This window comes from Butyrivibrio sp. (assembly GCF_017635265.1).
Classification (GTDB): Bacteria; Bacillota; Clostridia; order Lachnospirales; family Lachnospiraceae; genus Butyrivibrio.
In genome coordinates, this window is the sequence record NZ_JAGBLU010000125.1 from 41,688 (window position 1) to 50,740 (window position 9,053).

General features: G+C 37.8%; 12 protein-coding genes. 11 read left to right on the plus strand and 1 reads right to left on the minus strand.

Annotated elements, in window-relative coordinates; translation table 11 throughout:
* Positions 1–39 precede the first annotated feature (39 nt).
* From J6O61_RS15525 to J6O61_RS15560, 8 genes are all read left to right on the plus strand, one after another.
* Positions 40–759 carry a hypothetical protein gene (locus J6O61_RS15525; protein ID WP_292215045.1) on the plus strand — a complete coding sequence of 240 codons (720 nt, stop codon included), beginning with the start codon at positions 40–42 and terminating at the stop codon, positions 757–759.
* Positions 735–2,816, plus strand: a complete 2,082-nt coding sequence (locus J6O61_RS15530) for a glycosyltransferase (protein WP_292215047.1) — start codon at positions 735–737, stop codon at positions 2,814–2,816. The genes J6O61_RS15525 and J6O61_RS15530 overlap by 25 nt, the downstream gene beginning before the upstream one ends.
* 357 nt (positions 2,817–3,173) lie before the next feature.
* Complete coding sequence (locus J6O61_RS15535) at positions 3,174–3,461, plus strand: type II toxin-antitoxin system prevent-host-death family antitoxin (protein WP_330613802.1); 288 nt, start codon at positions 3,174–3,176, stop codon at positions 3,459–3,461.
* Complete coding sequence (locus J6O61_RS15540) at positions 3,458–3,778, plus strand: type II toxin-antitoxin system RelE/ParE family toxin (protein ID WP_292215049.1); 321 nt, start codon at positions 3,458–3,460, stop codon at positions 3,776–3,778. The genes J6O61_RS15535 and J6O61_RS15540 overlap by 4 nt, the downstream gene beginning before the upstream one ends.
* 84 nt (positions 3,779–3,862) lie before the next feature.
* Positions 3,863–4,048: a hypothetical protein gene (locus tag J6O61_RS15545; protein WP_292215051.1), complete on the plus strand. Its 186-nt coding sequence runs from the start codon at positions 3,863–3,865 to the stop codon at positions 4,046–4,048.
* Between the two features lie 51 nt (positions 4,049–4,099).
* Positions 4,100–4,387, plus strand: coding sequence for a hypothetical protein (locus J6O61_RS15550; protein ID WP_292215052.1), 288 nt, complete (start codon positions 4,100–4,102; stop codon positions 4,385–4,387).
* Between the two features lie 297 nt (positions 4,388–4,684).
* Positions 4,685–5,200, plus strand: a complete 516-nt coding sequence (locus J6O61_RS15555) for a hypothetical protein (RefSeq protein WP_292215054.1) — start codon at positions 4,685–4,687, stop codon at positions 5,198–5,200.
* A 170-nt stretch (positions 5,201–5,370) separates the two neighbouring features.
* On the plus strand, positions 5,371–5,547 hold the full coding sequence (locus J6O61_RS15560; protein WP_292215055.1) for a hypothetical protein: 177 nt from the start codon (positions 5,371–5,373) through the stop codon (positions 5,545–5,547).
* A 453-nt stretch (positions 5,548–6,000) separates the two neighbouring features.
* On the opposite strand, the gene J6O61_RS15565 is transcribed toward J6O61_RS15560, so the two are convergent.
* Positions 6,001–6,348, minus strand: coding sequence for a hypothetical protein (locus tag J6O61_RS15565; RefSeq protein WP_292198866.1), 348 nt, complete (start codon positions 6,346–6,348; stop codon positions 6,001–6,003).
* A 380-nt stretch (positions 6,349–6,728) separates the two neighbouring features.
* Here J6O61_RS15565 and J6O61_RS15570 point away from each other — a divergent pair, with 380 nt between their 5' ends.
* The 3 genes from J6O61_RS15570 to J6O61_RS15580 all read left to right on the plus strand — a co-directional run.
* Positions 6,729–7,808 carry an acyltransferase family protein gene (locus J6O61_RS15570; RefSeq protein WP_292215057.1) on the plus strand — a complete coding sequence of 360 codons (1,080 nt, stop codon included), beginning with the start codon at positions 6,729–6,731 and terminating at the stop codon, positions 7,806–7,808.
* 162 nt (positions 7,809–7,970) lie between these two features.
* Positions 7,971–8,669 (plus strand): 5'-methylthioadenosine/adenosylhomocysteine nucleosidase, encoded by a 699-nt coding sequence (locus J6O61_RS15575; protein WP_292215062.1) that lies wholly within the window; start codon positions 7,971–7,973, stop codon positions 8,667–8,669.
* Positions 8,670–8,795: 126 nt separating this feature from the next.
* Positions 8,796–9,053 (plus strand): carbon starvation CstA family protein (locus J6O61_RS15580; RefSeq protein ID WP_292198868.1); only part of this gene is annotated, 258 nt, incomplete at its 3' end.

Consider the following 9,053-nt stretch of genomic DNA (forward strand, 5'->3'; position numbering starts at 1 on the left):
AAGTACTTGACAGAGAATTAAATTTTTTGGGAGTTGGCTATGAGTCCAGAGTATTATTCCAGATGGAAATTCCATCAAAAGCTTGGTATCCTTGTGTTAACAGGGATGCAGGCTTTTTTTTCTTTCTTGTTTTTGAAATTGAATATAGCATCGATAAAAATGATTGCACCGTTGATTTATATTGCTGTGTATATTGCTATGATAGTCAAACTCAGGCTTAATGATTTATACAGCAGGAGATTTCGCGAGTTGATCAGAGCAGAAGCAGTACTTGCAATATCGTTAGGACTTATAGTTGGTATTGTTTTATGTTTAGCAGGTGTTATAGGTGCAGTTTCTTTTATAATAATTGAGATTCTCGCATCTATTATAATTTACATATTATGGCTGTTTTTCATGAAGTTTTGGCTTAAAAGACATTTTTGTCCCCATACATATGTATGTATTGGAGATAATGATTCCGAAATAGGCGGGCTCATGGAAATGGATCAATTGGATGGTAATATTTTTTCTTCGGGGAAATATTTTGAGCCTGGTGATGAACAGGCGTTATTTGAATACATGGAGCTTTTTAAAGTTGGAATTATGGTGCTCTCAGATGTTTCTCAGGATATATACAGAAATATGCTGGGCATCTGCCATAGGCTAAATGCAATGGCATTCATGATTGAAAAGCCACAGCTTCCGGAATATGAGAGTAATATCAGAGAAGTATATATTGGAGATAGAAAGTTATGGCTGTATCTGCCTCTGAAATAGTAAGCATTATCGTCCCTGTTTATAATGCTTCTTTATATATAGAAGAAACAATTGACAGTGTAATCGAGCAGACTTTTACCAATTGGGAACTTATACTGGTTGATGATTGTTCGACTGATAACAGCTACGAGGTTATAAGCAGGAAAATTGCTAATTTTGATGATGAGAAGAAAAGTCAGAATCAGCGGATTGTTCTTCTGAAAAACGAGGCTAATTCCGGGGCGGCTAAAACACGTAACAATGGAATTGATGCTGCTACAGGACGTTTTATAGCATTTCTGGATGCAGATGATATATGGCATCCGGATAAATTGCAGAATGAAATACTGTTCATGCAAAAGCATAAAGCCGCTTTTGTTTTCTCTGGTTATGAATTTGGTGATGAAAATGCGCATCCGACCGGTAAAGTTGTTCACGTGCCAAAGAAGCTGGATTACAATGCCGCCCTGTCACGGACTGTGATCTTTACTTCCACAGTTTTGATTGATACAGACATAATTGATAAAGAACTGTGCCATATGCCTGAGATTGGGAGTGAGGACACGGCAACCTGGTGGAATATTCTGGGAACCGGTGTTGTGGCTTATGGACTTGATCAGGCTCTTGTAACATATAGAAGACCGGCGAAGTCTCTTTCGTCCAATAAGAATACCGCGGTAAAAAGGATATGGAATCTATACAGAAATCATGTAGGACTCACACCTGTATCTGCCTCGATATATTTATTCTTATGGGCATTCAGGGCGACGTATAGAAGGATTGTAACTGACACTATTCACAATCATATCGAGTCTGCCAGGAGATTTACGGTAGTCCAGCTGTCCACATTGGGGCTTATCATAAATACGGCTATATATGCATATACATGGTTTGACAGCTATTATCCTGCAATAAGTGCGATCAGAATCAGCCAGGATGGATATGTATTTGGCGCAGGTCTAAAACTGTATTTCAAAGGCCATATCCTTATATTATTTATCTACTTTGTGCTTTTATTGTTTTGTTCAAAGCAGGTGGGGGCTACCAAAACAGGGTATTTCAAACCTTCCAATATTTTTGTTTCTGAAGCTGCAGCTATCATCATAACTAATGTCATTACATACTTTCAGCTGTCGCTGATGAGGAACTGGCTGTTGCCTGTAAGACCTATATTGAATACGGCGGTTCTGCAGTTTCTGGCTGCTCTGATATGGGCTTTTTTGGCGGATGCTATTTACAGAAGAGTGTTTCCGCCAAGTGAGACACTGATTATCAGTGAAGGAGACCTACAAAGTCTTTGGGAAAAGTTTGGCTCCAGAAAAGACAGGTTTAATATCCTGAAAACAATGAACCTTTCTTCCGGAATCGAGCAGGTAAAAAAAGAGTGCCTTCGGTGGTACGGAAGTATAGTGGTTGGAGAGATGGATCTGGCTTTGAGAAACGAACTTGTAGATTTTTGTTACAGACACTATATCAGGGTATATATACTTCCGGATATTCAGGATATTATTCTTCAGGCATCGGATCAAATGAATCTGTTTGATGCACCGATGCTTGAAATCAAGGAATATAATGTTCGCTGGGACACGAGATGTATAGTGAGAACCATGGACGTTCTGATGTCAGGCTTTTTAATGGTTTTGGCAATTCCACTATGGATCAGCAGATTCATCATTAACAAAGATACAGAAATGGGAACGGTCATAAAAACGCCCAGCATTGGAAAAAATGAGAGAGTCTTTGAACAGTATTCTTTTGGTGGTAAGGCGGATAATGGCTTAAGCCGCGCTAATAAAAAATTTCCGGTATTGTTCAATGTATTTACCGGCACGATGTCTGTCTTTGGCCCAAAATCTGTAACTGTCAATGATGCAGAAATAGCCAGAAAGCAAAATCCCAAGTATTCATATCGATTCAGGGTAAAGCCTGGCATAATAAGCTATGCTGATGTGTATAGTACAGACAAGACAACGGAGGATGAAAAACTCAGGATGGATATATTCTATATACAGAATTATTCCATTTCACTTAATATGAAATTGCTGCTGATGTATATAAAGAAGGTAATGACGGTGTGACTTTTGATTAGTTTTATGCTTGTGTATTACTATGATAAAACCGTATTCCTTTATGATAAATATCCTAAAGGAAGGTTTTACTTTTTCTGCTGCTGCAGTACTCCTCCCTTCACAATACAAGCGATTATGACAATGGAATAAATCATAACGATATGAGTGCTGTGGCAGTTGAAAAGGGTATTATTGCTGTAAAAGTATGTGTCAGATCAACGATTATGATATTCACAAAATGCTATGAAAGCGGTAATATTGACGGATTCAAAGGTGGGTTTCTTAGCGGGACTCACCTTTTTTGTTGTCTATGATTAGTAAAATATTACTTAAAATCTTGTGGAATAAGATGTACAATGTTAGAATATGATTGAAAGTGAGGTGTTTGAAATGGCAGTAATAAGTCCGGTTTCAGATCTTAGGAATTATAATACAGTACTTGAAAAAGTTGAATATGGTTCTCCTGTATATCTTACTGTGAACGGGCGCGGTAAGTATACCATAAGAGATATAGAAGAAGATGAAGAAATAGAGAAGACCAAAGCTATGCTCAGGCTCATGTGTGAGCTTAATAAGGGACGACGTTCCGGAGAGGAAGAGGGATATGTCTCTGCAGCTGATGTCAGGGCACACTTCCGCAACAGACAGAAATGATGACTTATGATATAGACTATTCACCTGAAGCCATCAGAGACATGGATATGATTTTTGATGATGTTTTTATGGTGTCACGTGACCTTGATGTTACACACAGATATCTTGATGATCTGCAGGATAAGATTGAATCTATGATAAATCATCCCAAGACAGGTACGCCTCTTTACTATGAGGAGCTGTTTACCGGGTACTATTCTGTAAGGTTTAAGGAGTATCTGGCATTTTATCGGCTTGACGGAAACATGATGTATGTTGATAGAGTCCTTCAGAGAAAACGTGACTATATGGCTGTTCTTTTTGGCCATGATAGGTAAGGATGAGGAATAGAAGAGTCAAGAAAAAGTGTATAATGAAAACAGAAGCGGATACCTGTGATAATTGCTGTAAGGAGACTTGTTATGTGTAAAATTATTGACGTCAAGGTTGGAAATGGACAAGTTAAAGTTGCTGATATAAAAACTAAATACCTTGCTAACATAGCTGCTTCAGCAAAAGAGTGTCCTTTAATAGATAAGATAGTTTGGAAGTATCAAGAAGATTTCCCGAAAGCACGGAAAAGCAGGAGAATAATGTATAGTTCCTAAGGAGTGATTTACTTATTCCCAGTAGAATTGTTTTTTTATGCTAACTTCATAATGATTTCAGTAAAGAGTCTGGTGCCAATATGGCCTGGGCTCTTTTTTCATGGATATTATTACTATAAGTGTATTTATGAGTGTCGTTCTCCGCCGGAAGTAGCATTATATGCTACTACGCTGTGGTATATAGTTCGATTATTTTTTGACGGATTTAAGAGCAAGGCTGATTATGCAGCATATAAAGAAGCAGTGGAGGAACCTCTTGCAAGGTTTAAATTTAATACAGCTATGATTGCTGATTTTAAAGAAAATCTAATGCCAGAAATATCAAGTCTTATTGGTTAAGGCATATATAGGGGGAAGCGTATGAAAGAATTAACCAAAGAAGATATATTAGAACTACTTAAAAAAAATAAAAAATACAAATTTCATAGTATTGTTCTGTTGATATTTATAGCTACTTTTTTGTTACAACGCTTTTAATGTTTTTCTTAAAACCTGAAACACCGTATTATTCACTTGTTATAAGATTGATAATTTGGGCATTGGGAGTATTTTTTTCTTGGAGATTTCCAAAAGAAACAAGTAAGGTGTGAAGATAAGCTGGGAAATATTAGCGGAATCAAAAATTTAAAGCCACATATGGAGGCCATCAGTACAGTAGATAGTACATTTGATTTTATCGAGTATCATTATTGGTTTAGAAATTATGTATTTGATTGCTATCTTGAGGAAAAAGATAATATAAAGCTCAGTATACTTCATGAAGTTATGATGAAAAATAAGAAAGGAATGCCATATTCTATTCATCATCAAGAGTCCTTTCTGAAATTATTAAAGGAACTAGCACAATCAGATAACGCAGAAAATAACACTGTTAAGAAATTGAAGACTAAAATTCTCACAGGAGAACGAGAGACAAAAAAAGGAACTATACCTTTTATTCATGATCGCTATCTTTTCACAAAGATCATCATGGTAGCGATTTATTTACTTGCAGCGACTATATCTGGGACAAGCATATCATTTAATGCTGGAAGCGATAATAAAATTATAATCAGCAGTTACAATATCAATGCCGCACTTTCCAATCTGTTATTCTATGTACCATTGATAATTCACAATTTGAAAATCAAAGAAGTATCACTGTATTTGTAAGTGCTAAAATACCCAGCTCAGATTATTACCCTAATCATTATGACAGCAAGTATGTCCTTGAGTACGAAAAAGATACAGACACACTGCACTTTGAATACTATCCAAGGTCAAGCAGCACTAACTGCACAAAAGCAGATTTTTCAGGCGATATTTTCTTTGAAATCAGGGATATGATCCTTAAAGGTCAGGTTACTCCATATGAATTCCCAACTGATTCAAATGGAAAGAGAGTTGCTTCAAAAGAAAAACTTCCATACTACATATATTTTCACGATGTCGGCATAAACACACCGGATAATATCGATGAGATTGTTCAAAGATTAGAAGAATTAAGAGAAAGCGCATGATTGACGAAATAAAGAATAATCGCTCATAGTTTATGAGAATGCTCTAATAATGCAGATTAAACAACGTTGACAGGTTACTCTCTTTGAGTAGCCTTTTTTCTATTCACGCTAACCTTTTTCCCACCAAGTGATCCTGTTAGATAGTAGACTTTCAAGTTCTATTGCAAATATAGAATTAAAATAGCACAGAGGTTCTAGGAAATAAGCCAATCACTTTTTATATGTGTAGTAAACCATAAATCCAGAAGTGCCCATACCTTTGGATAGAGCGATTTAGTATGAGCAATAGAGACAGTTAATATAAAATAAAAGCCATGTTTTCTGTTTTGAATAATCATGAAAGAAAACAAGGCGCATTATTTTATATTTACTGTGTCTTTGCGAATACTCCGAGATCTATCCGAAGGTATGGGCACTTCTGGATTTATGGTTTATTACAATTATAAAGATTACTCATAATGCAGCTCCTTGGAGATTTCCCATAGCATCGATATAGACACTTCTGTCGTCAATATACAGATCACAGGTGATCTTCCTGCTGTTGTTTCCATATAGCTCTACTATCTCAGGCAGATTGTCATTGACCGCATCAAAAGACAGACCGTGGTCCTCACACCATCTTGTGGCATCCATCAGCGCCTGCCCCGCACGGCAGGTCCAGAGGATGAGCTTATTCCCGGCAGCTTTTTCTTTAATCAGATATTCTATTAGTGTCTTATTGGGTGCACCCAGATCCGGCCATTTGCTATAGCAAAGCGTTCCATCAAAGTCCACCGCAATGATCTTATAATCTGTTTCCATAGTATTTCCTCATAACAAATATCGAATATATGTTCCGAACAACTGTTTGCGTATTATATATAATACACTTGTCGAACAAATGTTTCAATCGAACAGATTATAAAATTTTTGTGATGAAAGCCTGAAATATCATTTGGATATAGGGAAAGGTGATTATTTAATAATGCTGTAAAGTGCATGACTAATTAGGGTGTTTATACATTTTTAACAAAAGATATAAACGCAATATGGTATATTGGGTTTAAGAATCAATGAGCCAAAATCACGTAAATGCATATTGGAATTGGCATCATGCCATTTTACCTGCTGATATTCGCGGTACTTAATATAAGTATGCTTGAAAGAACTTACGTGGTTTTGAAGAATGAGAAGTGGCGGATATGAGAAAACATTACCTCGACAATATAAGGTGGATCACGGTAGTAATTGTAGTTGTTTACCATGTTATCTATATGTATAATGCGGAAGGCATCCCGGGTGTTGTGGGAAATATTACAGGACTTGAGGTGCAGTATTATGACGTTTTCCAATATCTGACGCATCCGTGGTTTATGTTCCTTCTGTTTATGGTATCGGGTATCAGCTCCAGATATTATCTTTCTAATCATTCGGATAAGGAGTTTTTAAGAAGCAGGACTACCAAGCTGCTTGTTCCCTCAACGATAGGTCTTTTTGCCTTTCAGTTTATTCAGGGATACTTCAATACCAGATCGACAGATGCCATGAATATGATGAAGACAGTGCCCACGTCGGTCGCATTTCTTATCATGGTATTAAGCGGCATAGGAGTTCTGTGGTACATACAACTGCTCTGGGTATTCTCAATTGTACTGATTGCGATACGAAAGATTGAAAGAGACAGGCTCTGGAAACTGGGATCGCGAACAAATATCATAGCAATCATTCTGTTCTCTATTCCGGTATTTGGAGCAGCGCAGATTCTTAATACACCTATCATCTGTGTTTACAGATTCGGTTATCATGGGATGGCTTTTTGGCTGGGATACTTTGTCTTTTCCCATGATGAGGTAATTGAAATCATAAAGAAGTGGTGCCTGCCTTTTATAATAGCTGCGGTTGTTTTGGGGATTGCATTTTCGGTTCGCTACTTTGGGGAAAACTACGCAGATGTACCTGTGAACAGGTATCCGTTATATACGTTCTTTGGATATTTTGCTTCTATTGCATTTCTTTCGGTAGGGGCAAGGTTCCTTGATTTTACCAATGCATTCACATCGTGGATGAGCAGACACAGCTGGGGACTATATATCTTTCACTATCTCGGAATATCAATCATTGCTGTGGAAGTAGGCGCGCGGCATATTCTTCCGCCAGCACTGGTTTATGTATTAAGCTTAGTTTCTGCATTTGTCGTTGCATTTATACTATTTGAGCTGATATCTAAGATTCCATTCTTCAGATGGGCAGTTCTTGGAATCAAAAAGAATAGAACAAAATAGAACAGGAGAGAAGGAGCCACATTCTGGAGCAATAAGACACAAATAAATTAGGAAGGAAGGATTCACTCTATGCAGAATAAAAAGATACTTAAGGTCATGACATGCGTATTGATGGTAGCTTTAATAATGTGCGGCTGCGGATCGAATTCTGAGAAACGCGAGGTGATAGGCGTTATAGGTGCGATGGATGAGGAAGTTTCCAGCCTACAAGAGCAATTGACAGATAAGATAGTTACCACAATTGCAGGGATGGACTTTTACGAAGGCAAACTTGAAGGAAAAAATGTGATCATTGTTAAGTGCGGAGTCGGAAAAGTGAATGCCGGAATCTGCGCACAACTTCTTATACAAAACTTTGACGTAGATAAAGTAATCAATACCGGCGTCGCAGGCTCTTTGGATGCTGATATAGATATAGGCGATATTGTCGTATCATCAGAGGCAGTGCAGCATGATTTTGATTTAACTCCATTAGGGTATGCCCCGGGTGAAACGGAAGTGGATGGTATTGTAGCCTTTCCGGCAGATGAATCAATGGTAAAAGATGCAGTGAATGCAGTAAAAGAGGCTGCGCCCGAGATAAATGTCTTTGAAGGGCGAATATGCACCGGAGATCAGTTTATAGCTTCAAAAGAGAAGAAAGAATATATTATTTCTACTTTTGGAGGACTATGCTGCGAGATGGAAGGCGGGGCTATAGCGCAGGCATGTTATCTGAATAATACGCCTTTTGTCATCATCAGAGCTATTTCAGACAAGGCAGATGATTCGGAGGAAATGTCCTACGAACAGTTCGAGGAAGAGGCCGCTATCCATTGTGCCGCTGTTACAAAGTATATGATTTTACATGAAAGTGACTGATATTTTTTTCTACTGCAGTAGCACGAGGCACGGTTTTTGAGCGTACATTTATCACGACCAATAATAATTTACTTATTCCAGACTATGCTACACGATGTAGCAAAGGATATGAGTACGGAGGTGAAAATGATTTCGCTGATTATTTCGTTTGTTGTGTTAATATTTGGTTACCTCATCTATGGAAGGATAATTGAAAGAGCATTCGACCCGGATGAGCGTAATACACCTGCCTACACGAAACATGATGGTGTGGACTTTATTCCAATGCCGGCCTGGAAAGCTTTTTTGGTGCAGCTGCTTAATATAGCGGGAACCGGACCGATCTTTGGCGCTATCATGGGAGCGTGCTTTGGACCGGTTGTTTTCCTCTGGATTGTTTTTGGA